The organism is Acinetobacter gyllenbergii, assembly GCF_001682515.1.
GTDB classification, from domain to species: Bacteria; Pseudomonadota; Gammaproteobacteria; order Pseudomonadales; family Moraxellaceae; genus Acinetobacter; species Acinetobacter gyllenbergii.
Genome location: NZ_KV575261.1, coordinates 1 through 26,012, shown reverse-complemented (window position 1 = coordinate 26,012; position 26,012 = coordinate 1). Strand labels below are relative to the sequence as shown.

Genomic DNA, 26,012 nt, shown 5'->3' with positions numbered 1-26,012 from the left:
ATGCTCTCCTTATTGACCTGATAAAGATTGCTGAAAGAAAGGTACAATTTTTTCTACAGCTTCATTTACAGCATCTGGACGATCATATAGATCAAAATGATTTGCAGCTGTAATCACAAAAAGTTCTTTTTGAGGTGCCGCTGCGGTTTTGATCAGTTGTTGACTGTGCCATGCCGAACCTGCCTCACTTCCCACAACCATAAGTAAGGGGTGAGTCAGGTAGCGATCTGCAAAATGAAAGGCATCGTAACTCATCAATACTGCTGTTGACGTTGTGGTGCCTTGACTTGGCGCATTTGGATGTTGGGCGCGAGTGGTACGGTAATAATCATAGGCTTCACGCATTTCGGGATCGTCAACACCTTCGAGGCTTTCAGGTGACCAAGGTGACAGAGCCATTGCTGCACCTTGTGCCTCTGCCGTCAACTGTTGTGCAATTGAATCTAAAATGGTGGTTTGTTCAGAAGCAGTTGCCTGATTGTCTCCATACCAACCTTGACGATACAGATCACCTATATTTACTGCACTGACACCAACTACCGCTTTGATACGATGATCAATAATGGCAGCATGAATGACATACCCACCCGCACCACAGATGCCTAAAATACCAATGCGATTTTCATCTACATAAGCCAAGCTGTCTAAATAATCGATGGCAGCACGAAAGTCTTCAACACGTTGATATGGATTTTCGAGTTGACGGGTTTTTCCTCCGCTTTCACCTTGATAGGCAGCATCAAAAGTCAGTGCAATAAATCCTTGCTCCGCAAGTTTTTGTGCATAGATATGCGCCGTTTGTTCTTTCACTCCACCGACAGGATGACCACAAATGACGGCGGCATATTGTTGTGTTTCATTAAAATCATGGGGGAGATAAAGATGTGCTGCAATTTGGATATTCTGCTGATTGAAATGGATTTTTTTCATTTGATTAACTCCAATGAGATGTAAGGCTTAAAGCTGGATTTCGACAAACTCAGCATCGTCAAATGCGGTTTCAATGCCTTTTTGGCGCCATGAATCAATGTCTTGGGTTCGTGTTGCAAGGGTTTGATCCCAGATTGAAAAAGCATCCTGACCCAACATTAGACGGGTAGGTGGTGTTGCACTTTCAACGACTTCAAGCATGCGTTGCGCAGCTTTGGCAGGATCACCAAGTTGTTTACCCGATGAACCTTCCAAATATTGCTCAAATGGTTCTACGACAGCTCGATAGGCCGGAATGTGCTGAGCTGGACGCATATTGACATCGCCTGCAAACTCAGTACGGAATGCACCTGGTTCAACCAAAGTGACATGAATCCCCAGTGATTTGACTTCCAGTGCAAGCGATTCAGTCCAGCCTTCAATGGCAAACTTGGCAGCACAATAGGGACCTGCTGCATTCATGGCCACTAGCCCAGCGATACTGCTCAGGGTCAAGATATGACCTGATGCTTGCTGACGCATCTGCGGTAACACAGCACGAGTCATTTCAGCGGCGGCAAAGAAATTCAATTCCATTTGCTCGCGTAGTTGTTGCAGACTAAATTCTTCACATGCGCCCACTACACCACGACCAGCAATATTGGCAAGCACATCAATACGTCCAAAATGCTGAATGGCTTGCTCAATCACTTGGCTTCGTGCAGTAGCATCGGTAACATCAAGTGCAACTGCTAACACTTGATCTTCATGGCCATATGCAATTTGTTGTAAGCGATCTAGACGACGCGCCGTGATCACAGCCAAATCACCCTGAGCAATAACCGCTTGTGCAAGTGCCTGACCTAAACCAGAAGATGCACCTGTGATTAACCAGACTTTTTTCATTGCTTTATTCACTTGTTGATTTGATAAAAACAATGTTAGCAAGGGTGATTTATAATGATAATCCGTTATAATTCGATAGGACTTATACTGAATACTTATAAATAATGAAAGAAAATTTAAATGATCTACAGGTCTTTCTCATTGTTGCACAAGAGCGCAGTTTTACCCGAGCGGCTGCAAAACTGGGCACCTCCCAATCTGCCATTAGCCAGACCATGCGCAATCTAGAAGAGCGAATAGGTATTAAACTCCTTTCACGAACCACCCGAAGTGTGTCACCAACAGAAGCAGGGGAATATCTGCTCAATTTGGTTCAGCCTGCGATTGAAGATATTGAACATGGTTTGCATCAGATCAGCGCCTTGCGAGAAAATCCTGCGGGTACCTTACGTATTAATGCGGATGAATACGCCATTCAAAGTGTGCTCTGGGCCGCTGTAGAAAAAATTATAAAAAAATATCCTGATATTGCGGTAGAGATGACCTCTGATTATGGTTTGACCGATATTGTCGATGGACGTTTTGATGCAGGCATCCGTCGAGGTGGATTGGTTTCCAAAGACATGATTGCAGTAAAAATCAGCCACGGAATTGCAATGCTGGCTGTGGCAACACCCGATTATTTAAATCAAAAGGGTCGACCTACACATCCAAAAGATTTGATTGAGCATGATTGTATTAATTTACGGTTACCCACGCATGGTGCCATGTTCCGTTGGCAGTTCACCCAAGGCAATAAGACCCAAAGTGTGAAAGTGGAATCCAAAATTACATTCACCACCATTACCCCGATGTTACAGGCGGTGAAAAGCGGTGTTGGTATTTCATATCTACCGATTGATATGGTGCAACCGTATATAGAAAGTGGTGAACTGGAAGAGGTGCTGAAAGATTGGCGACATACCTATGAACCTTTTTATCTGTATTACCCGCATCGACGAGAACAGGCACCGTTGCTAAATATATTAATTACAGCGCTGAAAGAAAACTTTGATCATCTATCAGCGCCTGAGCAATTCAATCGTGAGTAGAACACTGTTACTCCAATTGCAATTTAATTTCCGACCCGAGTAATCACGGACATTCCAGGGCGCAAACGAGCTAGATCCTTTTGTTCAGGGTCAATGGTAATCCGAACCGCAATACGTTGTACCACCTTGGTAAAATTGCCTGTTGCATTGTCAGGTTTGAGCACACTGAACTCAGAACCCGCGGCTGGCGAAATCTGTTCAATATGTCCTGTGAACGTCTGATGTCCTAATGCATCGACTGTAAAGCTGGCCTTTTGTCCGATTTGCATGTTCTGAAGTTGAGTTTCTTTAAAGTTGGCAATGACCCAAGTCTGCTGTGGAATCAAATAAAGGAGTTGTGAACCAACCGCAACATATTGCCCAATACGCGGATTAACCTCACCCAATTGTCCATCCATCGGTGCATAAATGACACTATAGTTTTTGGTGGTTTGTGCCTGTTCTAGCTGAGCCTGTGTACTGTTTACATCGGCTTGCAGACCCGCTTTGGCAACTTGGGCTGTTTTTAACGCTTCTTTGGCTACCAGCACATTGGCCTCAGCTTGCTGTAATACCGCCAGATTGTTTTTTTCATTGGCAAGCACTTGGTCTCGTTCTGATTTTGATGCTGCACCTGAGTCCCCAAGTTGGCTATACCGTTGCGACTCTGACACAGAAAGTTGATATTCCGCCTGTATTTGCGCGACTTTTGCTTGTGCAGCCAAAATATCGGCTTGTCGCTGAGCAATGGTTTGTTGTTGGTTGGCCAGATCATTTTTAGCGTGTTCAACGGCTGATTGCGCCTGAGTCACTTTCTGGTCATAGGTTTGCGCATCAATGATCAATAAAGGTTGCCCTTTTTTTACATGATCAAAGTCTTTGACCAAAACCGATTTGATATAGCCATTGATTTGTGAGGATAAAACCGTAGTTTGACCTTTAATATAACTATTATCCGTTTGTTCACTTGACGATGAAAAGGGGAAAACATGCCAGGCACGGAAAATCAATAATACCCCAACGATCAACACCAACAACATTAAGATTAACGTTGAGGTTTTCGGTTTGATTAGCTTGGAACTAAATTGAGTTGCAGTTTCTGTAGTTTGTACTTGCTCAGCCATATTAATTACTCATTATTTGTTCAGTCGTGCGCTATAACGTGTCCACAACAAGGTGCCGACACCGAATATAAAAACCAGCGTTGCAAGCAATGCATTGATCTTAATGACGTCGTTAAATGCCAAAACTTGTGCTTCCTGACTGACCGTCTGATTCAGCAATTTTTGCGCATGATTTTGGTTAAATGTAGGATCTATATTTATGCTTTGCGCTTGATGCTCATATTGTTGTAGCCGTTGCGTAACAGTTGGATTGGTTGGATCTAAGTTTGTATAGATCTCATTTTGATGAATGCGGAGTTGATGCTGCTGATAGGTTGAAAAGAAAGAGCTTCCAATCAAGCCACCCAAGTTTTGAGTGACACCTAATAGTACAGCGAAGGTCACGACACTCCATTGACTATGTTGTAACACTCTAAAATAGCCAATCAGGACCAGTGGCCCCATAAAAATACCGCCAGCACAGCCGATTAAGAATTGTGAGAGGTATAAATCATGTGGGCGAATATCATGGGTCAGACCTAAATCCAGACCACAACCCACCAAGATCAGCAACTCGGCAAACACCAGTTGTTGCATGAGCAGGTGTTGTTTAAAGGTCACAATACTGGCAATGGTACCCACCAGCACACCAAGACCAATCATGCTATATAAGCCCACCATTTGTTCGGGTCTTAAGCCCATGGTCTGTAAAAAATGACCCACAGTATAATTTTGTTCAGACATCATGATCCGAATCGAAAATGCACCAATCATAAAGGTCAACGTTGATTTCATGGTCAGCCAATGCGTGACAATCAGCGGATGCTGACGATGGTGTTCAATCACCAGTCCAATCACCAACAACACAAATCCAAGCGCTAGAGCGTAGGCAATCCATGAGGCATCCAACCACCAGACAATAGGACCTTGAACCAGAACTGCACTCAACAAGGTAATTGCAGGGAAAATAAAGAGTAGGGGGAAAAAATCGGCCTTTTCCAAGACAACTGCACGAATACTACGTGGAAGTTTTAAGCTCACCACCATCGCCAGACAGCATACATACAGTCCTAATTCGAAATAAGCCAGATCAGTCCAGCCTTCACCTTGAGTAATCGCTGGAGAGATGATCCATGCAAGCGGGAGTCCCAATTGCTGAGCACCTAAAATGACGTAGATCCCTTTTAAAGCAGAGGGCTTTTTGAAAGACTGAATCACATAATGTGCACTCATGGAAGTGAGTGGTGCTGCAACGACACCCGCAAAAAAACGGACCATCAGTGCCATTTCGTAGCTATTCACCAGCAGATGCAAACCAATACACAGACAGCAGAGCAATAGGCTAATTTCAGCGAATAAACGTAGACCAAACTGTTGTCGAATCTTAATCACATAGAGATTGGCAGCGGTATTGCCCATGACAAATGCAGCAGGCAACCATGCAGCTTCACTGGGTGTTAAAGCAAATTCACCTTGAAATAACAAGGCATTGGCAACGACCAGACTATTTCCCAGACTGGCAGAAAGTGCAATGAAAATACCAATCAAAAAGTAGCTAATCCGTAAACGCGTAGGATGCTCGATAGACGCAGGCGAACCAATCAAGGCTGGGCGTTCAACATCCGTCCAATCTGGCATTGGTTCAAGGTATTTAGGTGTTCGCTGCATAACAGAAATCTCTGCTTCACAAATTTTGAGATGAAAACATCCGCTATAGTGAATAAACCCTATAGTTCGATAACTAAAATGCAAAAAAGAACGAGAGCGGGCTGCTGATCGTTCCGAGAAGCTTAGATAGAAAAAGCTTTATTCAAGCTTATGGAAGTTGGTATGAAACTGAGCATAGGCGTTTTCAGTTCTTTCTATATTGGCATGAAACAAGGCATAGAGGTTGGTACGGAACAGATTATTGATATTGACTGTTTCAGTACTTTGTAACATGCCATTATAGAGGACACCCATCCAGGTTGGCGCAATCAATAATAGCGAAAATTCCTTCGGATTAACGGGTGCAATTTCTTCACGTTTAATGGCAATTTCAATGAGTTTTTCAAACTCGACCAAGTAGGGGGAAAGCACACGCTGAAAGTAAATTTCTTTAATATTTGGGAAATTTTCACCTTCTTTAAGCACTAAGCGGGAAATACCATCTCGGCCTGATTTTTCAACCGTACCGACAATCTTATCCAAGTGTTCTAACAAAAAAGAATAAACACTTTGTTGTTCCTGCAAATCATCGGCCTTAATTAAGCGAAGGTCCTGATGCAGAATATCTTCAATAACGCCTTCAAAAAGTTCGTCTTTAGTCTTGAAATAAGAATAAATTGTTCCATTGGCAACTTGCGCTTTTGTAGCAATATCGCCAACTTTGGCCTTGGCAAAGCCAACTTCGGCAAAATGGATTCGTGCGGCCTGAAGAATTGCTTCTTTGGTTGCCTGCGTTTTTTCAAGGCTGGGACTGCGCTGGCGCTTGGTTGTTGTATCTGGTTTCATTGTATAAATAAAAATGATTTTGTGTTCATTTTTATTTTAGGTTAAAAATGAACTGAAAGTCAATTTAATTAAAAAGAAGACTGAAAAGCTGAGCTAAAGTACTGTTACGAATCAAAGTGATCTGAAAACTTGGTGCAATAGCAATATCTAAATATAGATTTAAGTATAGAAAAGCCCATCGAGAGATGAGATTGTTGAGTTTTATAGCTGTTTACTCTTATAGGATGAGTATCTCAGATTTATTATTGACTGATTAAAACGATTTTATAGCTTTAATCTCTAGTTAAAGCGTCTCTTTTTTGCGCTGATTCAAGAGGGATCATTCAATCTTTAACTAGAGATTTAAATGCTAAATTGCAGCATAGCTTCTGCAATCAGTTTTTAATATTCAGCCTCCTTTATTCATTGCATACTCACTTATCTGAGTTGAGGAGTATTTCTTTCTTAATCATGTGCGAGCCAATATAACATGAATAAATTCACTGACTTTTGACATTCCTTCAGTGCATTGTTTACTGATAGGAAACAATGCAGAGGATCTGGATATGACAAGCTGATTATTTGGGTTCAGACAAGGATGCCTGCCGAAGCGCAGTTACTGTTGTTCCTGCAACACCCCAATTATCTGTACTAACTTCATCAATCACAACAAAGGTTGTTGCATGGGGTTTCCCTAAAACTTGATATAACAATTCCGTTACTCCTTCAATAAGCTGTTGCTTATGTTCTGGCGTGACACCTTCATCAGTGACTTTAATATTGACATATGGCATGTTGTTCTCCTACCAAGTACCTGCGCTAGAGCCACCATCAACGGGCAGTATGCTCCCTGTGACAAATGTTGAATCTGTCAAATAAAGTACAGCGTCAACAATATCCTGTGATTGTCCTAAACGATGGGTGGGTGCCATCGATTTTAAGAAGGTTTTCTCTGCATTATCATCATGCATCGGGGTCTCAATTACACCTGGGGCAACTGCATTCACCATAATGTTCATAGGCGCCAGTTCTAAGGCCAACGTTTTAATTGCACTGTTTAGGCCACCTTTGGTCAGGACTGATAAGAGTGCAGGAAGTTTTGCATTTGGCTGCATTGCCAGTGCTGCAGTAATGCTAACAATATGCCCGCTTTTGAATTGAGACATATGTTGGGCAGCAGCTTGTGAACTATAAATAAAGCTGCGTAAGTTGATATCAAACATCTGATCAATGTCTAAAGTCGTATATTCAGCAACTGGTTTTGCAATGAAGATACCAACATTATTGATCAGAATATCGACTTGATTAAATTGTTGTTCCGCATATTGGAATAGATGTTGAGCCGTTTCAGGTTTGGAGATATCTCCAGCAATCAAATGGCAATTTGCAGGGCTCCCCAAGGATTGATAGGCTTTTTCTAAATTTCCAAGCTTGGACGAATTTGCAATCACATTGTAGCCACGTTCGATGTAGGCTTTTGCAATTGCAAAACCAATACCACTTGAGGCACCTGTAACGATTACGGTTTTTTGGGTAGACATAAGGATTACGCTATAAATGAGATAGAGCTACTGTATATTTAAAATAACAGTTGAAAAATACAGTAAAAGTCCATTAACTTATTACATCATGTAATAGGTTGTTCAATGTGAATCGTAATTTTGATGATCTGCAAGTTGGTAGCTTAGAACTGTTTTGCCTAACTGTAGAACAAGGAAGTTTTACTGCAGCAGCAATTTCTGCAGGACTTACACCTGCGGCTGTCAGTCGTGCAATTGCCCGTATGGAAAGCCGTTTGGGGGTCAAACTTTTTATACGAAGCACTCGACAATTACGTTTAAGCGAGGCAGGGCAACGTTATTATTATTTCTGCCGCCAAGCGATTGATCAGCTCATAGAAGCAGAAAAACAGATTACAGGAGAACAAGAGGCCCCATCAGGTTTACTTAGGATTAGTGTTCCAACACCGTATGCTCATTTTCGTTTATTGCCGATAATCAATAAATTCCATCAACACTATCCAGAAATTAAACTTGAGATCCATGTGAGTAATCGGAATGTTGATTTAACCGCAGATCAATATGATCTCGTAATACGTGGTAATCATTTACCTGATTCGAGTTTAATTGCTAGAAAGTTAGAAGATGCTGAACTTTGCATTGTGGCAAGCCCAGAATATTTAGCCAAAAATGCAGCGCCAACATCCATACAACAGCTACAAATGCATGAGTGCATCCAGTTTGAAATGCCGAGTACAGGCAAGCTCGCGCCTTGGTTATTAAACGATGAAGGACAAGTGAGGTCTGTTGACGTAAAGGGATCAATAACCTGTAAAGATGATTTCTTATCAACATTGACTTTGGTCAAAACGGGGCTGGGTTTAATGCAAGTCTATCGTTTTACAGTAGCAGAAGAATTGAGAACAGGAACATTAAAAGAGGTCTTGGTAGCGCATGGCCGCAGTACGCGTCCTTTTTTTCTGCTTTATCCTGCTTCAAATTATCAGCCTTTAAAAATGAAGGTTTTTATTGATTTTATCTTAAAAGAATTGGTCTCACTTTGAAGCGCCAACAACATAAACTGGGTAAACAATCGATGTTGTAACCGATTATCTAGCTGCTTTTGGGTAGATCGATTTTGCTTCAGGAGCGATGGTGATCATATGTATAGCACCATGAATCATGCCATCAAATAAATGAAATTTCACATTGACACCAGCTGCTCGTAATTTCTCTGTATATTTTTCTCCATCATGGTGGAGAGGGTCATATTCACAACCCAAAATGGTTGTATCTGGTTTCTGCGGCCAGTGTTGTATTGAGTGGCGAGAATCAAAATCTTCTAGACTGGATGAAATAGCAACGCCTTGAACGTGTTGAGAGCCTAGTTCAACATTTTAAGTAGGCAGGGACAACTCAAGTAAGACAGCGATCCTGAAGCGCTAGGGCAATATTATGGATTAATCTTGCATGCTCTATCTGTACAAGCTAGAGATCGTTATTCAGAAGAAATATTGTGATCCAGCACCAATATTACACTCAAGTATTTAGATCAATATTTTTTTAATAAAAATAATAATTTCAAATAGATAAATCAATTTTATGCCGATTTTCATCTAAACTAAAATTAAATTTTCCAAATATAAATAGAAAGGAGCATAGCAACAAAACATTAACTTTAAGTTAACAATATAACATTTCAGTTGATTGATCCAAATCTAGAAAAAGCTTTTTATAAGGTAAGTCAAGTCATCGTTACCAAGGAAAAGCACATGGAAGATTGTGTTCAGAACAAAGCAAATCTATGGACAAAACGTCGACATGCGAAACAATTGAAATTAGAGCAGGCGCGTAAATACGTTGATGGTGTGGTCATTCCTCGACAGAATATTATTCAAGTTTTGGAAACCTTGATTTGCTCAGGCGATAAAGTTGTATTGGAAGGAAACAACCAAAAACAAGCTGACTTTTTATCGCGTGCGCTTGCACAAGTAAATCCCAAGACCCTGCATCATTTACATATGATTATGCCAAGTGTTGGTCGTCCTGAGCATTTGGATTTATTTGAAAAAGGGATTGCACGTAAACTCGATTTTTCCTTTGCAGGTACACAAAGCCTACGCATTAGCCAACTACTTGAGGATGGATTACTCGAGATTGGTGCAATTCATACCTATATTGAACTGTACTCACGCTTATTGGTTGACCTAATCCCAAATGTTGTCCTCTCTGCAGGATTCATGGCAGACCGTCACGGCAATATTTATACAGGTCCAAGTACAGAGGATTCACCTGCATTAATTGAACCTGCTGCTTTCAGTGATGGCATTGTGATTGTTCAGGTGAATGAGCTTGTTGATGATGTACAAGATCTACCTCGGGTTGATATTCCTGCATCTTGGGTAGATTTTGTCGTAGTCGCAGATAAGCCTTTTTATATCGAACCATTGTTTACGCGTGATCCCAAGCACATCAAACCTGTTCACATTTTAATGGCCATGATGGCGATACGTGGAATTTATGAACGCCACCAAGTGCAGTCGCTCAATCATGGGATTGGTTTTAATACGACGGCAATTGAATTAATTTTACCAACCTATGGCGAATCGCTGGGTTTAAAAGGAAAAATTTGTCGGAATTGGACTTTAAATCCACATCCAACATTAATTCCTGCGATTGAAACGGGTTGGGTTGAAAGTGTGCATTGTTTTGGCACTGAATTGGGGATGGAAAAGTATATTGCTGCACGCCCAGACATTTTTTTTACAGGTCGTGATGGTTCTTTACGTTCAAATCGCATGATGTGTCAGCTTGCTGGTCAATATGCTGTCGATTTATTCATTGGTGCAACCTTACAGGTCGATGGCAGCGGCCATTCTTCAACCGTAACCAAAGGCCGTTTAGCGGGATTTGGTGGAGCTCCGAATATGGGACATGATCCACGTGGTCGTAGACATGCAACAGCGGCTTGGATGGATATGCGGATCGAAAGTCAGGATGAGACTGACACCTATCTAGCTCGTGGGAAAAAATTAGTTGTACAGATGGTCGAGACCTTTCAGGAAGGGGGAAAACCAACATTCGTAGACAGACTTGATGCTGTTGATGTCGCGAAAAAAGCAGGGATGCCTTTAGCCCCCATTATGATCTATGGGGATGATGTGACCCATTTGCTTACGGAGGAAGGGATTGCCTATCTTTATAAAGCACGGAGCTTGGAAGAACGTCAGGCAATGATTGCTGCTGTCGCGGGTGTTACCGATATTGGCCTAAATCATGATCCGAAAAAAACAGAGCAATTACGCCAAGAAGGTTTGGTTGTTTTTCCGGAAGATCTTGGCATTCGCCGTACCGATGCAACACGTGAATTATTGGCTGCGAAAAATATTGCCGATCTAGTGACATGGTCTGACGGACTGTATCAACCACCTGCAAAATTTAGGAGTTGGTAATGAATGCGCTTCTAAAACAGACTGGTTTTAACACAGCAGAATTTCTCGCTGATATGGCCGTACAAGCATTAATTGATGAGGTTAATTTAACCCCTAAACCGGCTTTGGTTGATCAACGCGGAAGTGGTGCACACGATGATTTAAACCTTGAGTTAATGGAACTTTCGGCCCAGTGCTTATTTCCAATGTTTAAAGCGATGGCTGAAGCCGCTGAACTGCATGGGGATGTCTGTACTGCGCTGAGAGAAGATATAGGCCAATTAGGTCGCTATGGTGAGCATCGGATGCTGCAAGTTACGCAAGGCATAAATACACATCGTGGTGCGATTTGGTCGATGGGTTTAATGGTGACATCAGCGGCATTAACGCTATTCAACCAAAACACATGCACAGTTGATGTGTTATGTAAAACAGCCAGTGAGTTAGCTCGAATCGAAGACCGCTTTATCCCAAAACAACAATTGACACATGGACAACGTGTCCGACAAAAATTTGGTGTAAATGGCGCAAAACAGCAAGCTCAACAAGGTTTTCCAGTTATTAGACAATATGGATTAACCCAATTGCATCATAGTCGGATTCAGGGTGCCGCAGAGTCTTCGGCTCGACTTGATGCCTTACTGGCCATGATGGGGCAACTAACGGATACATGCGTGATTCATCGAGCAGGTATAGATGGATTACATCAAATGCAGGTAGGTGCACAACAAGTTTTGGCACTTGGCGGTAGTTCGACGCTTCAAGGTCAACAACGTCTGTCACAACTCGAACAGGACTTATTGGCCATTCGAGCTTCAGCAGGCGGCGCAGCAGATTTACTCGCAACACTGTTATTCCTTGATGGCATAGAAAAATATCACTGGAAAAGATTTTAGGAAATAGTGCAATGGAAATACTTAGTTTTGAGTTTGCAGCGGGAGAGATTCCCAATAAATCAGCTGTAGTTGGATGTGTAGGATCAGGTGATCTGGAAATTTTAATGCAACCTAATCATTCAGGTCAAATCGCTATCATCAAGGTGGTCACTTCAGTCGATGGTAGCCAACAACGTTGGAAAAATCTGTTTGAACGTATTTTTTCGGTTGATCATCCTCCTGCTGTCAAGATCGATATTCACGATTTTGGTGCAACACCAGGAGTCGTCCGTTTAAGACTTGAACAGGCTTTAGAGGAGGTGAACAGTGACTAATTTTCATCATTTATTAGATAAGCAAAGCTTTATTGAACTTGGGGCACGAGATCGTGCGAAATCTTTGCTTGATACAGGCAGTTTCCGCGAATTATTAGATCCGTTTGCAAGAATCATGTCACCTTGGTTATCTAAACAAAACATTGTTCCTCAAGCAGATGATGGCGTTGTGGTGATAAAAGGGAATATTCAGCAACATCCAGCTGTTGTGATTTCAATCGAAGGGATCTTCCAAGGGGGGAGTCTTGGTGAAGTGGGCGGTGCCAAGATTGCAGGAGCATTAGAACTGGCCATTGAAGACAATCTGAAAGGCATCCCAACTACAGCCATTTTACTGCTGGAAACAGGTGGTGTCCGTTTGCAAGAAGCGAACTTGGGCTTAGCCGCGATTGCTGAAATCCAATCTGCCATTGTCGAGCTCAGACAATATCAACCTGTCATCGGTGTCATTGCAGGGAGTGTTGGGTGTTTTGGAGGGATGTCCATAGCAGCTGGGCTGTGTAGTTATTTGATCATGACGCAAGAAGGTCGTTTGGGCTTAAATGGCCCTCAAGTGATTGAACAAGAAGCTGGTGTCCAAGAATACGATGCCAAAGATCGTCCTTTTATCTGGAGTATCACTGGTGGCGGACAACGGTTTGCCAGTGGTCTGGTTGATTTTTATGTTGAAGATGATCGTCTGCTGATTCAACAGCAAATCATGCAATGTATTTCACAAGCTAAACCTCCAATTCATCGTAGCAGTAATGCAGCTTTTTACTTATCCAAGCTGCAAGAGGTTGATACGACAACACAGATTTTACCTGCTGAAGTTCAAGTTTTATATCAAGGAAAAGGGGCTTAAAGATGAATACAGTTGTTGTTCAAGCTTCCTCACGAGGGCGAAACTGGTTTAATGCCTTAACTCAACAATTTGATTTAATCGAAACCAAGATTGACTCTTTATTGATTGCAGATGGCGAATGGGCTGGTCAGGCCGTTCGCGTTTTTGCCATTGTTACAGATGAGCATAATGCTTATCCTCGTGCACGACAGGGTGAGGTTGGTTTATTAGAAGGATGGTCACTGGCACAAGCAATTGATGAAGTCATTCAGGCCGATCAAAACCAATCAGAAAAGCGCAGCATTTTATGTATTGTGGATGTGCCAAGTCAGGCGTATGGGCGCCGAGAAGAAGTACTTGGGATTCATCAGGCACTTGCTGGTGCCGTAGATGCTTATGCAACTGCCCGTTTGGCGGGTCATCCCATCGTTAGCCTGTTGGTGGGTAAATCCATGTCTGGTGCATTCTTGGCACATGGCTATCAAGCGAATCGTATTTTAGCACTTAAAGATCAGGGCGTTATGGTGCATGCGATGGGTAAAGAATCTGCTGCACGTGTCACGTTAAGAACAGTGGAGGAGTTAGAAGCTTTGGCGGCTCAAATTCCACCAATGGCGTATGACATTGAAAACTACAATAGCTTAGGATTGCTATCTCAAATTTTAGAGGTTGAACATGCTGAACAGCCAACACCATCTGATGTGATATCCGTTCAGGCTGCTTTACTCGAGGCAATTCAGGATATTCAACGACAGGGTTCGGTGGATTTAAAGCATCGCTTAGAAGGTGAAAATCGCAAAGCCTCAAAATATGTCCGTGAGCGGTTACGTGAGCAATGGTCATGAATCATCCTCTGCAGGCACATGATTTATTGTGGGGAATGCGACCACACATGTTAGCTGATAACGTGCCAGATTGGGTTATTCAAGTGCTTTCTGAGCATAAGCCAGTTGTGGTCAGACGGGCAGTTACTAAAATGCATATGGTTGCAGTGGGTATTCGAGGTGAACAACGGAATTTGCGCTTTGCCACTGAAATGCCTGTTGAGGCAATTGTTAAAAAAGTCAGTCCAGAAAGTTTGATTACAAAGGATTTGGCTTTATTCCCACATTTACAACACAAACTGCAAGCTATTCACCAAACCATGCAAAGTTTTTCATTGCCATGGGGGTATACCGGTAGCGTAGGCTATGAGCTGGCAACAGGCTTGAAAACTGTGACGGAAAACAGTGATGTTGACGTATTGATTCGGACCGTGCAAATGCTCTCAAAAGCTGATGCACACAGCATGTTAATTGCGCTAGAACATTTAGGCATACAAATTGATGTGCAATTACAAACACCGTTAGGCGGTGTGGCTTTACGAGAATGGGCAAGGTCGACAGGCAGCGTTTTACTCAAGAGTAGTGATAGCGCTGCTTTGGTTAAGAATCCTTGGAGTGCAGAGGAAATCATATGAGTTCAATCTGGGTCTATCCAGGACAAGGCGCTCAAAAAGTGAATATGTTGCATGATTTACCCCAACATTCGCTGGTGAGGGAATATTTAGAACAGGCATCGGATCTACTGCACCAAGATGTTCTATTGCTTGACCAAAAGGAAGCTTTGCAATCAACCTATTCTGTTCAGCTCTGTTTGTATATGACTGGCGTGATTTGTTCTGTATTGCTGAAAGAACAAGGTCTAAAACCAGATTATGTTGCGGGTTTATCGATTGGTGCATGGGCAGCCGCTACAACCGCTGATGTCATTACTTTTGAAGATGGTCTGACTTTGGTGGCAAAGCGTGCTGAGTTGATGCAACAAGCCTATCCGAAAGGCTTTGGCATGATGGCAATCCTTGGCTCGGACTCATCTAAAGTTGAACAGTGGGTTTCAAAAATTCATGAACATTGTTCAGATATTTTTGTTGCCAATTTTAATGCACCAAACCAGACCGTGATCTCAGGTTCATATCTTGCAATGCAGCAGGTTCAAACGCTTGCAACACAATCTGGGGCAATCACCAAAAGATTAGAGGTCAGTGTGCCATCACACTGCTGTTTATTGGAAAAACAAGCCAGACAATTGGCTAGTTTGGCGGAGGATATTCAGTTAAATCAACCCAGTATTAGATATTTAAGTGGAACGTCAGCACGTTTGCTCAACACACCTGAACAAATTATTGATGATCTTGTTTTTAATATGAGCCGAACCATCGATTGGGAAAGCACCGTTCAGGCGGCATGGGAGCGAGGTGTTCGATTACAGATAGAAGCTTTGCCAGGTACCTCACTGACAGGTTTGGCACGCAAAGTATTTAAAGAAGGAACAGTTTTATCCTTTCAAAATACCAGATTAGAAAATTTGATTATTGAAATGCAAAAGCAATGTCATTTTGCATAAACAGAATCAGAAATGAATGAAGTTACTCAATGGATAGAGGAAATTGAAAATGATTATTTATGGAACCGCTATTTTAGCAATTTGCCACTTATTAGGCGATTACTTGGGTAATACACTTGGAAGTTTATTAGGTGTACAAGCCAATGTAGGTGGCGTTGCGATCTCGATGATTTTACTGATCCTATCGAAAGAAGTGCTCACAAAAAAAGGCTATTTACCTCAAATTACCCAATTTGGTGTTTTGTATTGGTCTGGTATGTATATTCCAATCGTGGTCGCCATGTCAGCAGGTCAAAATGTGGTTGCTGCGCTTTCAGGGGGAATGTTAGGGCTTGCAGTATCTGTCGCTTCCCTTATTGGTACAGTTTTGGTGATCCGCTACCTGAACCGCCTGAGTGGAGATTATGAAACATACGAATGGTCAATAGAAACAACTGAAAAAGTTGCTTAAATATAATTACTTAGGAATATAAAAAAATGGATGCTTTGATTTCGGTTCTAACTAAGAACGCATTGGTAACAGCACTCGCCGTGACTGGTTTAATGATGTTCTTTTCTCATTTACTTTCTAAATATCTCACTAAGGGTAAGTTACAGAGTTCGGCAATTGCGATTACTTTGGGTTTAGTGATTGCTTATTTTGCAGGAGTTTATACGCAAGGTACGAAAGGAATATCAGATATTGCCATTTTCTCTGGTTTTGCATTATTAGGTGGAGCAATGATTAGAGACCTTGCGATTGCTTCAACTGCTTTTGAGGTTGATGTAAAAGAAGTTAAAAAGGCAGGTAAAATAGGATTCATTGCCTTAATGCTTGGCTGTGTTGTGCCGTTTATAATCGGTGTCGTGATCGCTTGGTGTTTGGGTTATAAAGATCCTATATCTATGACGACCATTGGTGCTGGTGCCATGACCTATATCGTTGGCCCAATAACAGGTTCTGCGATTGGTGCGAGTTCTGAGGTCATTGCCTTGTCAATCGCGATTGGCTTAATCAAATCTGTCTTTTTTATGGTGGCTACACCATTATTGGCTAAATTTATGTATCTTAAAAGTCCCCGATCAGCAATGGTTTTTGGTGGTCTCGCTGGCACAACAAGTGGAACTGCAGCAGGGCTTGCGGGTACCGATGTACGTTTAGTTCCTTATGGTGCTTTAGTTGCAACATTTTATACAGGTCTTGGTTGTTTATTGGGACCTTCAGTATTCTTTCTGACTGTGAATGCAATTTTTAGTTAATTTAAAAGGATTAGAGTCGGGCAAGGATGAAAATTTTATGAATTGCCCGAAAATACCGTTACTTTGCTAAGAAACGTTTGGAAAACATTCGGCATTCAGCAATCAACGCCAGTAAGTTTGGATCAGGTTCTTTACTTTTCAGAAACACTAAACCAATTTCTTGCTTGATCTGAAAAGGTTCTTTTAAGGGAATCAATTTCACTGAACTTTCGTAAATTGTCGAAATACGTCCTGGTAATAAGGCTAGTCCTACACCTGTGCTGACCATACTCACTAAAGTAAAAATATCACTCACTTGCAGAAAGACTTTCGGATCAATTCCTGCTTTTTCAAACAAGATATCTGAATCATTACGGGTCGCAAATCCTTTAGAGAGAGTTAAAAACTTTTCATCCTTTAAAGTACTCAGGTCAATCTGTTCCATCAGTGCAAGTGGTGAGTTTGTATTAACGGCTAGATATATATTGTCTTGAAACATCGGAAGTGTTTCAAAGTCTGAGTCATAGGTTGTGTCATTAAGCGCAACGATAATGGCATCCAACTCAGTAGACTTCAGTTTCTTTACTAAATCTAAGTTGGAACTCAGAAGAAGCTGAATATCTAACTCACCTCGACGAAGCTTCAATCCACTGATTACATTTGGAATAGTGTTTACGGTTAATGAATAGAGTGAGCCTAAATGTAATATCTTTGCAGCAAAACCTGCGGCTTCACGGGTTTTATTTACTGTAACAATCACATCTTGAATAAGCTTTTGTGAGTGCTCTTGTAATACATAAGCACTTTTAAGTGGAATCAAATTCCGCCCTTCATTTTTAAATAAAGGGCAACGCAGGGCACTTTCTAAAGAATGCAATGCTTTATGTACACTAACATTACTGATTTGCATCTCATCCGCAGTTTTAGATAAATTTCCATGACGCATAAAAGCCAGAAAAATCTGGATTTTTTTTAGTGTTAGTTCTTCTTCTATTTTCATAATTTAACTGAAATTAAAATAATGAAAACAATTATATAGATAGTTTTATTTATTTAAATAAAGTATTAAATAAATATTTAACAAATCAATAGCAATCGATACTCACCATCTTTTTCAATCGGTGCTCGATGAACACAAGGGAAGGCCTGTTGTGTTGGATGATCTACCGCTAAACGCCAGAGATGGCCTATGCCTAAATTCACTGGTTTTGCATCTGGTTGAGGTTGGTAATGTAAATCAAAAAAATACTCTGCTAGAAACGTTTCAAATTCAGCTTCTGGGCCATCATGTAATTCTTTGAGTTTTGCTCTAATTTCTGGAACCAAAATTTTCTGTTCAACTTGATCATGAGGCAGGATATCGCTTGCTGGACCATGATAGGTACATAGAAAAGTATCTGTTTCGACGGGTGAACGATCTACATGATATGAATATACATCGGTTGAAATGAAATCAAGCGCTTCATCGCGTTCGTAGCATTTAAGTAGATTAAGTGAAGGGGAAGCACCTAAATCAGTTAAGCGCTGTATATCACTTAAGATCATCTCTCTTGCCTGGCTGCCTTGTTCTGAAAGTTGCAAGGCCAACAGATCTTCAACAGATACTTCTGTAATATTTTCTTTTAACTCAAGTTTAGCCACAATCTCTTGAAAATCACCTAACAAATCTCGATGCCAGCAAAGAGCATTCATAGCACCTTGAAAATTAGAATTCACAAGTTCAGAAAAGGTCGAAACCATGCTAATTTGAGTGTTATCAGACGGTATATTCTTCATATTAAAACTAAATCATGAACTATTGCGAATTATACACTTATGCCTACAAAAAATATTGTATTTCAATTTAGTCATGCGCCAAAAAAGAAACCTCAAAAGTAGCGCTCTACTTCTGAGGTTTTCAAATAGACCCTTGTTAAGGAACAATAACAAAATCTGGGTTTGCTATTGCAAAAATTGCTTCACGGTCTGCGACTGGTGGATAAATCCATACCGTATTAATTTCTTGCTTAATTTTTTTCGCTTCTTCACGCACAAATTGAACCTGTCGATCCCAACCTTCAGTATAAAGTGCACCCCATGGACCTAAATCAACACAAGTCACATACTTGGGTTGACTATATGGATGTAATGGTAAATCTACCAGTTCTGCAGCTGCATTATAACCTGCGACTCGGCCTAAGCTCATCGCGTGCTGGCAAGACATGACGTTGAAATTGCCTAAATCATCAGTTGGAACTTTTACCGTATCACCCGTCACAAAAATATGTTTTGCTTCAGGCGCATGTAAATAAGCATCACCTAGAATACGCCCCAAATTATCTTTCTCACCTGCAATTTGAGCAGTAAGCGAATTGGCTCGCATACCCGCCGTCCAAATGACGGTTTCGGTCTCAATTCTTTCACCGTTAGAAAGGGTGACACCAGTGGCATCAAGTGCAGTAACCCGTAACCCAGCTTTAGCTTCTACACCGAGTTCGGTGAGCGCTTCACGAATCACAGCTGCTGCTTCGTCACCAATTGCGGAACCAATTTCTGCTGATGAATCAACTAAGACTACACGAATATCAGTTTCAGTTAAAATACTACGCAGACGTTCAGGCATTTCCGTCACTGTTTCAAGACCTGTAAGTCCACCACCAGCAACGACAACTGTATTACGTGCCGCACTGTCAGGCTTATTGGCTAGACTTTTAAGATGTTGATCTAGTTTGTTCGCATCTGCTAATGTGCTGACACTAAATCCATAGTCTTTAAGACCAGGTATAGGCGGCATATAGCCAGTACTTCCTGTTGCCAAAATGAAACGGTCATAACTTAAGCTCTGTGTATCGCCGTGAGTTGTTGTAATCACAAGATTTTGGGCCACAGCATTCACTTCATTGACCCAGCCAGCGACATATTTAACGTCAACAACATTTAGTATCTCTAAAATGTCAGGGTACATATTTTCAAGTACAGCTTCATAGAGACGGGGACGAATATCAACATTTGGACTCGGAGAAATCATCACCACTTCAATATTTTGTTGTTGTGCAGCCAAATGAATTGCGCGTTGTGCGGCAAGTGCAGCCCATAGACCAGCAAAGCCAGAACCGGCAATAATAATACGCTTACTCATTTAATGATCCTTTTGGTCGATTCATTCGAACATACAAATTCCAACTCATCATAAAATTCAGGATGAGCGAATCCTTTCTCTGACTGTTCGAAAAATCTGAGAAGGGGGGTTAAAAAGATTAGGGAAGTAATTACGTTAGGACGCTAAGTCCTATCACGCTTTAGTCGGGAATATCCCTTGATATTTTACTTTTCCGCATTTTTGCTGTTCTTCCTTCGATGCGTTCATTGATCCAGCCATTTACATCACTAAAAAATACATCAGGGGCATAACGACCAAAACGGTCTGCAATATCACCCAGTGTATGTGCGCCTAATGCATCTCGCATGGCTTTCTCGGCCTGTAGCATAACTGCATGTACGGCACAGACCCCATGTGTTGCCCAATCAGGTGGAGCACTATTAAAGACCGCGCATTTGCCACGAACTTCTTGGCATTCGAAAAGTGGTTTTTCACCTTCAATTGCATTGACAATATCAAGAAAACTGATTTCATCAGCAGGTCGAGCCAGTAAATACCCACCACGAATACCTTCTTGTGCTAAAACAAGCTTTGCCTTTTCAAGTCTAGGAAAAATCTTGGCCATAAAGCTTGGCGAAACGCCTTGCAATTCAGCCAGATCCTTACTACTCAATGGTTTATCTTCATTATTTACAAGAAAAAGAAGACAGTGAATCGCATACTCGACGCTACTAGTGATATAAGCCATTTAATTTCATAATTGATCAACTACAAACACAGACTAATGTAGTCTGTGTTTGTAGTCAAGAATAAAACTAAGACAATATTAGTCCTAGTTTTATTAATGGATCATTCAAGTTCAAAAGAATAGCGCTATATCACTGAATCTAAATACCTTTAAATGAGGATTGAGGGCCGTCAATAATTTAAAAATTATCGAATAAAATTACGAACGCCACCAATGGTTTTCGACATTTGGCTCGTTTAAGTTCAATACTTCACCCATTTGAGGCGTACTAATCGCTAAGTTATTTTGATGAGCCAAAGCCACGATCCGTTCAAACGGATCATCCCAAGCGTGCAGTGCCAAGTCAAAAGTCCCATTATGGACAGGTAACAAATGACGTCCTTTTAAATCGAGATGTGCTTGTAAAGTTTGCTCAGGTTGCATGTGAACATCTGGCCATTCTGGATCATAGGCACCAGTTTCTAGCATGGTAAGATCGAAGGGGCCGTAACGATGTCCAATCTCTTTAAATCCATCGAAATAACCCGTATCACCACTAAAAAACACCCGTAGATCATTATCAATAATCACCCACGATGCCCAAAGTGTTGCATTGCTATCACCCATACCACGGCCTGAAAAATGATGGGCAGGGGTGGCAATCAGCTCAAGACCATCCACATAAGTAGTGTCCCACCAGTCAAGTTGCTGTACCTTTTCTGCTGGCACGCCCCATTTAATTAGTGTGTCACCGACACCAAGCGGTGTTAAGAAGTGTTCAACCTTGTCTTTGAGTTGGATTACTGCATGGTAGTCGAGATGGTCATAGTGATTATGTGACAAGATCACACCCTTAATCGGCGGTAAGTCAGCAATGCTAATTGGTGGTTGATGAAAACGCTTTGGGCCAATCCACTGAAAAGGCGAGGCACGCTCAGAGAAAACAGGGTCGGTTAACCAAAATTCATTACGCAATTTTAATAAAATGGTCGAATGCCCAAGACGAAATAGAGAACGGTCTGGGGCATTCATAAGTTGCTCTTTAGATAAACTTAACACAGGAATTTCTCGGTTTGGCACCGTATTTTTGGGTTTGTTAAACAAAAATTTCCACATTAAGCCGAGTGTTTTTCCAAAAGAGTGTGTCTGCAGATTCGGTCGTGTATTTCTAAATTTACCATTATGCTGCTGTGATGGCAGGAAGGGAGAAGGCAAGTCTGTTGTGTTTGAAATCGTCATTTTATTTTCCTTGAGTGGAACACCCTATATCTGTAAATAAGAACTCGAGTTAAGTGCTTATTTTGATTTATTTAAATGAGTATTTAATCACTCATTAATTGATTTAAAAAATAAGAATGCTACGCATCCTTACTTTGGTCTTTATCTACATGGAAACAGCATGCCAAAATGCTTCAAAACCTGACTTCCGATAAAGATCAGCCTGAGAGGCATCTTGGGCAATAAAATTAAGTGTAACTTCAGCTAGTGCACCCAAAATTGAACCGATAAACAGGGGTGGGTAATCTCTTAATTTTCCCTCATCGATATGTTCTTGAATGGTCTTAGTAAAATCACAAAAAGTTTGCATACCGATTTGCTTGCTCTGTTCGGTAATTTGTTCAGAAGTTGATAGTTGTGCCATCACTTTACGTTTCAGTGGGGCATCTAAACTCCAGTCCAAATAGCTTTGCCAGATATAAAACAGTTGAGTTTGCAGATCTGAGTTGTTCGGATAATTCAGCATGATGACCTGACGCAGTTCGGCCTTTAGCGAAAGGTATAACTGGTTAAGTAGTTCCTCTTTATTACTGAAATAAGTAAACAAAGTACCTTCAGCTACACCAGCGACTTTGGCAATTTTTGAGGTAGACGCACGCTCTCCAAGTTCTGCCAATGTTTCAATCGCAGCATTTAAAATTGCATTACGTTTATCTTCACTACGGGGACGGGCCATATACAAACATTTTAATTGAGTGATTACTCAATCATACATAAAAATAGAGAACGTGCAAGATATATTTTTTATAGAGTAGGGCTTTTCAAGATCATAAGCGATAACATCGCTTAAAGATGTCTGCATAGCAAATTTAACCCCTTAAATAGCTTGTATACAATTCACAAAAAAATTAGAGTGTAGAAAAACTACTTGCTTGTGTGTTTATGGTATCACGTAGAAAACTGCCATCTTTAAATGCCTTACGTGCATTTGAAACAGCTGGCCGAAAGTTAAGTTTTCGCGCTGCTGCCGATGAGTTGGGAGTGACTCAGGGTGCGATTGCTCAACAGGTGAGAGCATTAGAAGATCATCTAAATGTTACGCTCTTCCAACGACTTCCTCGGGGACTATGTTTGACTCCTGAGGGAACAAAGTATCTGGTCGATATAACGCGTGCCTTTGATATTCTTGCTGAATCAACAGAATCATTATTCGATCAGCCAGATCGAGTAACCATTAGTGTAACACCAACGATTGCAACCAAAATGTTGATCCCTCGATTAGGTGATTTACATGCAGTACTGCCTGAGATCAATTTATGCACGCTTGCAACTGAGGTTGTTTCAGACTTTGACCGTGATCTGGTTGATATCGCTATCAGGCTCACTCAAAAATCATTTCCAGAAAATCTAGAAACACGGTTATTGTTTCATCAGGAACTTATTGCTGTAGCAAGTCCTGATTTTATTCAGGATTTAGCACTTCCTTTGCAACTTGAACAGTTGATCAATATGCCACTGCTACACGATGCTCATGATCATTGGCCAAATTTTTTGAACACGAATGCAAAGTTATCTGGGGCAGTATTTAATCAAACCACGCTGGCACTAGATGCAGCTTTGTCTGGGCAAGGGGTTGCTTTAGCATGCCAAGCATTTGTAGATGCAGATATTCGGTCAGGAAAGCTCGTCCAAGTCACTTCGGAAACAAAAATTGTTGAACCAAGTTATTATCTGGTTCGAAAAAAAAGCTCACATCCCAATAGTACAGTCGATAAGATTTGGCAGTGGTGTATTGAATACCTAGGAGCTAAACAAAAATAAAACAGGGACTTGTTGTTATGATGAGGTCAATTTTAATCTTAAAGGGATAGCATATACATCATTTACCCCTTCAAGTTTATATTAAACGTCGTTATACAGAGCGAGTTAGACCACCATCTACTCGGATATTTTGTCCTGTAATATAAGCAGCACCATCCGACACAAGGAAAGCCACTGTAGCGGCAATCTCTTCTGTTGAACCATATCGTTTCATTGGAACGCTATTGGTACGTTCATCTGTTTTGGGTAGACTATCAATCCACCCAGGTAAGACATTATTAATACGAATATTATCAATAGCATATGTATCAGCACAAATCTTGGTAAAAGCTGCCAATCCTGAACGGGCAACCGCAGACGTTGGAAATAGTGAACTAGGCTCAAATGTCCATGCACTGGAAATATTTATAATCACGCCGTGTTTTTGTTGTTGCATGATCGGAATCACTAAACGAATAGGGCGTACAGCATTGAGAAAATAAGTATCTATGCCATCATGCCAATCTTGATCTGTTAATTCTAAAATTCCTTTGCGAGGGCCATGTCCAGCACTGTTGACTAAAACATCTATACGTCCCCAACGAGCAAGCGTTTCATCAATAAGGCGTTGAATATCATCTATTGATTGATTTGATCCAGTAACACCTAAGCCATTCAGTTGATCTGCAAGAGTTTCACCTTTACCGGATGATGATAGAATTGCAACTTTATATCCATCTGCTGCTAGTTTTTTTGCAACTGCAGCACCCATACCACTTCCAGCGGCCGTAACAATAGCGACTTTCTCAGCCATGATTTTTACCTCTTAATGTCATTCATATATGAAAGAGTTAGCTCATTTTAAAATCATATTAAAGTTCAACCGTGTGCTGAGCAAACGATATATTTTCGTTAAAGCCAGTAGAAAATCTACAGGCTTGATCCGTAATCCAAAGATATGGAAAGGTTTTAATTATTATTCACGCCAAATTGATAGGGTTGCACTCCACTTAAATAAGCCACGCGGATTTGCGTAGGTTCGACTAATACACAAGTCAAGTAGCCGCTTAAAATATCAATAATGAACAACTTTTTAGAAATGTGTGTAATCCTGAATATGTGCTGTTACAACATGTGTAAATTGCTAGATTCTCTCATGAGATTGTTCCAGTATAGGTTTAGACACTCGAATTTTCAGGACACTGACTATGACATTAAGATATCGTAAATTATTAAAATATTTTGCTTTTTTAGGTTTTGTAGCAAGTTCTACTGTGATGAGCAGCGTAACTTTTGCAAGTTCTGAACAGGCATGGAACAAGCATGATCAGGAAATAAAAGCGGCTTGTATAAAAGCGAGCCAACTTAAAAATGCCAAGACAGTGAGCAATGTCATGCTGTTTGATGATCGTGTTGGATATTCAGCAGTCTTGATTGAAGGAAAATATCCGCAAGCACATATGAAAAACAAAACAGGGCAAGAACTGTGTTTATGGAATAAGACATCGAAAAAAGCTTATTTGACTGAAGCAAACATGAAAGCACATTGAAGTCATAGCCATACAGAGTTCTGATCGCTACGATTTCTGTTTGGCTTTTTGGCGTAAGACATACAAATATAAGCTTTCTACTTTTTCACGTGCCCATGGTGTGGTGCGTAAGAATCGCAGCGATGATTTAAGACTTGGATCTATGCAAAAACATCTAATTTCAATTTTACGACTTAAGCCTTCAAAGCCACCGTAGTAATCCAATAATTCATCCAAAATGTCAGCAAGTTTTTTGCCGTGTAGAGGGTCATTGGAGGCGTTCATAATAGATCAACCATATTTTGGGAGACTATCATTATAACCTGAGCGAGTTGAAAAATGAGAGGTTTGTAATTTAAGCGTAATTAACATAGAAAATTACAGCTTATCTTCCTATTGATGTGTGCTGAAATAGCAGGAGAGATTCACTTGAGAGATTCTAGGCAGCCAACTTGTAAAAATTTTCTGCCATTTGATTTAGTGTCTTAAAATCTAGACCTTTCTTTTTTGGAATAAGAACTCAAAGTCAGCAACATGAATTATGATCGTAGATCGTCACGTTACTGAGCTGTGGCAACAAATAGGTTGTGTGGGCCACAGTCTCAGATATTCTATTTAACATAATAGGATATTATGCGATTTCAGTGACGGCAGTAATATATCAATTCGACTATCCCAGTTTTTCCCTTTGCC

General features: G+C 41.0%; 28 protein-coding genes and 2 pseudogenes. 14 read left to right on the top strand and 16 right to left on the bottom strand.

Annotation, left to right across the window (positions count from 1 at the left end; all coding sequences use genetic code 11):
* Nucleotides 1-9: 9 nt before the first annotated feature.
* Both NG55_RS00140 and NG55_RS00135 read right to left on the bottom strand, forming a co-directional pair.
* On the bottom strand, nucleotides 10-930 hold the full coding sequence (locus tag NG55_RS00140) for an alpha/beta hydrolase (RefSeq protein WP_065341919.1): 921 nt from the start codon (nucleotides 928-930) through the stop codon (nucleotides 10-12).
* A 27-nt stretch (nucleotides 931-957) separates the two neighbouring features.
* Nucleotides 958-1,815, bottom strand: a complete 858-nt coding sequence (locus NG55_RS00135) for an oxidoreductase (RefSeq protein ID WP_065341918.1) — start codon at nucleotides 1,813-1,815, stop codon at nucleotides 958-960.
* A gap of 104 nt (nucleotides 1,816-1,919) precedes the next feature.
* Here NG55_RS00135 and NG55_RS00130 point away from each other — a divergent pair, with 104 nt between their 5' ends.
* The gene (locus NG55_RS00130) at nucleotides 1,920-2,846 is read left to right on the top strand and encodes a LysR family transcriptional regulator (protein ID WP_065341917.1); all 927 of its coding nucleotides are present in this window, start codon (nucleotides 1,920-1,922) and stop codon (nucleotides 2,844-2,846) included.
* Nucleotides 2,847-2,869: 23 nt separating this feature from the next.
* Here the strand turns inward: NG55_RS00130 and NG55_RS00125 are convergent, their stop codons facing one another.
* The 5 genes from NG55_RS00125 to NG55_RS00105 form a co-directional block, all read right to left on the bottom strand.
* Nucleotides 2,870-3,949 (bottom strand): HlyD family secretion protein, encoded by a 1,080-nt coding sequence (locus tag NG55_RS00125; RefSeq protein WP_065341916.1) that lies wholly within the window; start codon nucleotides 3,947-3,949, stop codon nucleotides 2,870-2,872.
* Between the two features lie 12 nt (nucleotides 3,950-3,961).
* Nucleotides 3,962-5,596 carry an MFS transporter gene (locus NG55_RS00120; RefSeq protein WP_065341915.1) on the bottom strand — a complete coding sequence of 545 codons (1,635 nt, stop codon included), beginning with the start codon at nucleotides 5,594-5,596 and terminating at the stop codon, nucleotides 3,962-3,964.
* Between the two features lie 138 nt (nucleotides 5,597-5,734).
* Entirely contained in the window at nucleotides 5,735-6,421 is a 687-nt protein-coding gene (locus tag NG55_RS00115) for a TetR/AcrR family transcriptional regulator (RefSeq protein WP_065341914.1), read from the bottom strand.
* Nucleotides 6,422-6,978: 557 nt separating this feature from the next.
* Nucleotides 6,979-7,194: a tautomerase family protein gene (locus NG55_RS00110; protein WP_065341913.1), complete on the bottom strand. Its 216-nt coding sequence runs from the start codon at nucleotides 7,192-7,194 to the stop codon at nucleotides 6,979-6,981.
* A 9-nt stretch (nucleotides 7,195-7,203) separates the two neighbouring features.
* Complete coding sequence (locus tag NG55_RS00105) at nucleotides 7,204-7,941, bottom strand: SDR family NAD(P)-dependent oxidoreductase (protein WP_065341912.1); 738 nt, start codon at nucleotides 7,939-7,941, stop codon at nucleotides 7,204-7,206.
* Between the two features lie 107 nt (nucleotides 7,942-8,048).
* On the opposite strand from NG55_RS00105, the gene NG55_RS00100 reads away from it, so the two are divergent.
* Nucleotides 8,049-8,963: a LysR family transcriptional regulator gene (locus NG55_RS00100; protein WP_065341911.1), complete on the top strand. Its 915-nt coding sequence runs from the start codon at nucleotides 8,049-8,051 to the stop codon at nucleotides 8,961-8,963.
* Nucleotides 8,964-9,008: 45 nt separating this feature from the next.
* Here NG55_RS00100 and NG55_RS20420 read toward each other — a convergent pair.
* Nucleotides 9,009-9,197 (bottom strand): annotated as a pseudogene (locus NG55_RS20420) (alpha/beta hydrolase fold domain-containing protein); the annotation flags it as partial.
* Between NG55_RS20420 and NG55_RS21410 the strand changes: the two are divergent.
* The 10 genes and pseudogenes from NG55_RS21410 to madM all read left to right on the top strand — a co-directional run.
* A pseudogene (locus NG55_RS21410) lies at nucleotides 9,194-9,419 on the top strand (TetR/AcrR family transcriptional regulator); the annotation flags it as partial. The pseudogenes NG55_RS20420 and NG55_RS21410 sit on opposite strands and share 4 nt — an antisense overlap.
* Before the next feature lie 252 nt (nucleotides 9,420-9,671).
* Nucleotides 9,672-11,351, top strand: coding sequence for a malonate decarboxylase subunit alpha (gene mdcA / locus NG55_RS00095; protein ID WP_065341910.1), 1,680 nt, complete (start codon nucleotides 9,672-9,674; stop codon nucleotides 11,349-11,351).
* Complete coding sequence (locus NG55_RS00090; protein WP_065341909.1) at nucleotides 11,351-12,226, top strand: triphosphoribosyl-dephospho-CoA synthase; 876 nt, start codon at nucleotides 11,351-11,353, stop codon at nucleotides 12,224-12,226. The genes mdcA and NG55_RS00090 overlap by 1 nt, the downstream gene beginning before the upstream one ends.
* 11 nt (nucleotides 12,227-12,237) lie before the next feature.
* Nucleotides 12,238-12,540, top strand: a complete 303-nt coding sequence (locus tag NG55_RS00085; protein WP_016540143.1) for a malonate decarboxylase subunit delta — start codon at nucleotides 12,238-12,240, stop codon at nucleotides 12,538-12,540.
* Nucleotides 12,533-13,384 carry a biotin-independent malonate decarboxylase subunit beta gene (locus tag NG55_RS00080; protein ID WP_065341908.1) on the top strand — a complete coding sequence of 284 codons (852 nt, stop codon included), beginning with the start codon at nucleotides 12,533-12,535 and terminating at the stop codon, nucleotides 13,382-13,384. The genes NG55_RS00085 and NG55_RS00080 overlap by 8 nt, the downstream gene beginning before the upstream one ends.
* Before the next feature lie 2 nt (nucleotides 13,385-13,386).
* Nucleotides 13,387-14,208, top strand: coding sequence for a biotin-independent malonate decarboxylase subunit gamma (mdcE, locus tag NG55_RS00075; RefSeq protein WP_065341907.1), 822 nt, complete (start codon nucleotides 13,387-13,389; stop codon nucleotides 14,206-14,208).
* Nucleotides 14,205-14,822 (top strand): malonate decarboxylase holo-ACP synthase, encoded by a 618-nt coding sequence (locus NG55_RS00070; RefSeq protein WP_065341906.1) that lies wholly within the window; start codon nucleotides 14,205-14,207, stop codon nucleotides 14,820-14,822. The genes mdcE and NG55_RS00070 overlap by 4 nt, the downstream gene beginning before the upstream one ends.
* Nucleotides 14,819-15,748 (top strand): malonate decarboxylase subunit epsilon, encoded by a 930-nt coding sequence (gene mdcH / locus NG55_RS00065; RefSeq protein WP_065341905.1) that lies wholly within the window; start codon nucleotides 14,819-14,821, stop codon nucleotides 15,746-15,748. Before NG55_RS00070 ends, mdcH begins: the two co-directional genes overlap by 4 nt.
* 49 nt (nucleotides 15,749-15,797) lie before the next feature.
* Nucleotides 15,798-16,199, top strand: a complete 402-nt coding sequence (gene madL / locus NG55_RS00060) for a malonate transporter subunit MadL (RefSeq protein WP_065341904.1) — start codon at nucleotides 15,798-15,800, stop codon at nucleotides 16,197-16,199.
* Between the two features lie 26 nt (nucleotides 16,200-16,225).
* A complete protein-coding gene (gene madM / locus NG55_RS00055; protein ID WP_065341903.1) occupies nucleotides 16,226-16,987 on the top strand; it encodes a malonate transporter subunit MadM in 762 nt (253 codons plus the stop codon).
* 58 nt (nucleotides 16,988-17,045) lie between these two features.
* Here the strand turns inward: madM and NG55_RS00050 are convergent, their stop codons facing one another.
* From NG55_RS00050 to NG55_RS00025, 6 genes are all read right to left on the bottom strand, one after another.
* Nucleotides 17,046-17,966: a LysR family transcriptional regulator gene (locus NG55_RS00050; RefSeq protein ID WP_065341902.1), complete on the bottom strand. Its 921-nt coding sequence runs from the start codon at nucleotides 17,964-17,966 to the stop codon at nucleotides 17,046-17,048.
* A gap of 77 nt (nucleotides 17,967-18,043) precedes the next feature.
* Nucleotides 18,044-18,742, bottom strand: coding sequence for a DUF1826 domain-containing protein (locus NG55_RS00045; protein ID WP_065341901.1), 699 nt, complete (start codon nucleotides 18,740-18,742; stop codon nucleotides 18,044-18,046).
* 136 nt (nucleotides 18,743-18,878) lie between these two features.
* The gene (locus NG55_RS00040; protein ID WP_065341900.1) at nucleotides 18,879-20,084 is read right to left on the bottom strand and encodes an NAD(P)/FAD-dependent oxidoreductase; all 1,206 of its coding nucleotides are present in this window, start codon (nucleotides 20,082-20,084) and stop codon (nucleotides 18,879-18,881) included.
* 160 nt (nucleotides 20,085-20,244) lie between these two features.
* Complete coding sequence (locus NG55_RS00035; protein ID WP_065341899.1) at nucleotides 20,245-20,793, bottom strand: RrF2 family transcriptional regulator; 549 nt, start codon at nucleotides 20,791-20,793, stop codon at nucleotides 20,245-20,247.
* A gap of 198 nt (nucleotides 20,794-20,991) precedes the next feature.
* On the bottom strand, nucleotides 20,992-22,011 hold the full coding sequence (locus NG55_RS00030; protein ID WP_065341898.1) for an MBL fold metallo-hydrolase: 1,020 nt from the start codon (nucleotides 22,009-22,011) through the stop codon (nucleotides 20,992-20,994).
* Nucleotides 22,012-22,156: 145 nt separating this feature from the next.
* The gene (locus tag NG55_RS00025) at nucleotides 22,157-22,726 is read right to left on the bottom strand and encodes a TetR/AcrR family transcriptional regulator (RefSeq protein ID WP_016540155.1); all 570 of its coding nucleotides are present in this window, start codon (nucleotides 22,724-22,726) and stop codon (nucleotides 22,157-22,159) included.
* A 206-nt stretch (nucleotides 22,727-22,932) separates the two neighbouring features.
* On the opposite strand from NG55_RS00025, the gene NG55_RS00020 reads away from it, so the two are divergent.
* Nucleotides 22,933-23,811 (top strand): LysR substrate-binding domain-containing protein, encoded by an 879-nt coding sequence (locus NG55_RS00020; protein ID WP_065341897.1) that lies wholly within the window; start codon nucleotides 22,933-22,935, stop codon nucleotides 23,809-23,811.
* A 91-nt stretch (nucleotides 23,812-23,902) separates the two neighbouring features.
* Here NG55_RS00020 and NG55_RS00015 read toward each other — a convergent pair whose 3' ends face one another.
* Nucleotides 23,903-24,604, bottom strand: a complete 702-nt coding sequence (locus tag NG55_RS00015) for an SDR family oxidoreductase (RefSeq protein ID WP_065341896.1) — start codon at nucleotides 24,602-24,604, stop codon at nucleotides 23,903-23,905.
* 394 nt (nucleotides 24,605-24,998) lie between these two features.
* Between NG55_RS00015 and NG55_RS00010 the strand changes: the two genes are divergently transcribed.
* On the top strand, nucleotides 24,999-25,340 hold the full coding sequence (locus tag NG55_RS00010; RefSeq protein ID WP_065341895.1) for a hypothetical protein: 342 nt from the start codon (nucleotides 24,999-25,001) through the stop codon (nucleotides 25,338-25,340).
* Between the two features lie 27 nt (nucleotides 25,341-25,367).
* Here the strand turns inward: NG55_RS00010 and NG55_RS00005 are convergent, their stop codons facing one another.
* Nucleotides 25,368-25,604, bottom strand: a complete 237-nt coding sequence (locus tag NG55_RS00005) for a VF530 family protein (RefSeq protein WP_065341894.1) — start codon at nucleotides 25,602-25,604, stop codon at nucleotides 25,368-25,370.
* Nucleotides 25,605-26,012: the final 408 nt, after the last annotated feature.

Bases quoted from the DNA above. Each gene is read 5' to 3' on its own strand.
- NG55_RS00035 (WP_065341899.1), bottom strand. From the start codon at position 20,793: ATGGCTTATATCACTAGTAGCGTCGAGTATGCGATTCACTGTCTTCTT.
- mdcE (WP_065341907.1), top strand. From the start codon at position 13,387: ATGAATACAGTTGTTGTTCAAGCTTCCTCACGAGGGCGAAACTGGTTT.
- mdcA (WP_065341910.1), top strand. From the start codon at position 9,672: ATGGAAGATTGTGTTCAGAACAAAGCAAATCTATGGACAAAACGTCGA.
- NG55_RS00135 (WP_065341918.1), bottom strand. From the start codon at position 1,815: ATGAAAAAAGTCTGGTTAATCACAGGTGCATCTTCTGGTTTAGGTCAG.
- NG55_RS00050 (WP_065341902.1), bottom strand. From the start codon at position 17,966: ATGAAAATAGAAGAAGAACTAACACTAAAAAAAATCCAGATTTTTCTG.
- mdcH (WP_065341905.1), top strand. From the start codon at position 14,819: ATGAGTTCAATCTGGGTCTATCCAGGACAAGGCGCTCAAAAAGTGAAT.
- NG55_RS00120 (WP_065341915.1), bottom strand. From the start codon at position 5,596: ATGCAGCGAACACCTAAATACCTTGAACCAATGCCAGATTGGACGGAT.
- NG55_RS00110 (WP_065341913.1), bottom strand. From the start codon at position 7,194: ATGCCATATGTCAATATTAAAGTCACTGATGAAGGTGTCACGCCAGAA.
- NG55_RS00070 (WP_065341906.1), top strand. From the start codon at position 14,205: ATGAATCATCCTCTGCAGGCACATGATTTATTGTGGGGAATGCGACCA.
- madL (WP_065341904.1), top strand. From the start codon at position 15,798: ATGATTATTTATGGAACCGCTATTTTAGCAATTTGCCACTTATTAGGC.
- NG55_RS00040 (WP_065341900.1), bottom strand. From the start codon at position 20,084: ATGAGTAAGCGTATTATTATTGCCGGTTCTGGCTTTGCTGGTCTATGG.
- NG55_RS00005 (WP_065341894.1), bottom strand. From the start codon at position 25,604: ATGAACGCCTCCAATGACCCTCTACACGGCAAAAAACTTGCTGACATT.
- NG55_RS00045 (WP_065341901.1), bottom strand. From the start codon at position 18,742: ATGAAGAATATACCGTCTGATAACACTCAAATTAGCATGGTTTCGACC.
- NG55_RS00030 (WP_065341898.1), bottom strand. From the start codon at position 22,011: ATGACGATTTCAAACACAACAGACTTGCCTTCTCCCTTCCTGCCATCA.
- NG55_RS00140 (WP_065341919.1), bottom strand. From the start codon at position 930: ATGAAAAAAATCCATTTCAATCAGCAGAATATCCAAATTGCAGCACAT.
- madM (WP_065341903.1), top strand. From the start codon at position 16,226: ATGGATGCTTTGATTTCGGTTCTAACTAAGAACGCATTGGTAACAGCA.
- NG55_RS00010 (WP_065341895.1), top strand. From the start codon at position 24,999: ATGACATTAAGATATCGTAAATTATTAAAATATTTTGCTTTTTTAGGT.
- NG55_RS00105 (WP_065341912.1), bottom strand. From the start codon at position 7,941: ATGTCTACCCAAAAAACCGTAATCGTTACAGGTGCCTCAAGTGGTATT.
- NG55_RS00125 (WP_065341916.1), bottom strand. From the start codon at position 3,949: ATGGCTGAGCAAGTACAAACTACAGAAACTGCAACTCAATTTAGTTCC.
- NG55_RS00130 (WP_065341917.1), top strand. From the start codon at position 1,920: ATGAAAGAAAATTTAAATGATCTACAGGTCTTTCTCATTGTTGCACAA.
- NG55_RS00025 (WP_016540155.1), bottom strand. From the start codon at position 22,726: ATGGCCCGTCCCCGTAGTGAAGATAAACGTAATGCAATTTTAAATGCT.
- NG55_RS00115 (WP_065341914.1), bottom strand. From the start codon at position 6,421: ATGAAACCAGATACAACAACCAAGCGCCAGCGCAGTCCCAGCCTTGAA.
- NG55_RS00020 (WP_065341897.1), top strand. From the start codon at position 22,933: ATGGTATCACGTAGAAAACTGCCATCTTTAAATGCCTTACGTGCATTT.
- NG55_RS00090 (WP_065341909.1), top strand. From the start codon at position 11,351: ATGAATGCGCTTCTAAAACAGACTGGTTTTAACACAGCAGAATTTCTC.
- NG55_RS00085 (WP_016540143.1), top strand. From the start codon at position 12,238: ATGGAAATACTTAGTTTTGAGTTTGCAGCGGGAGAGATTCCCAATAAA.
- NG55_RS00015 (WP_065341896.1), bottom strand. From the start codon at position 24,604: ATGGCTGAGAAAGTCGCTATTGTTACGGCCGCTGGAAGTGGTATGGGT.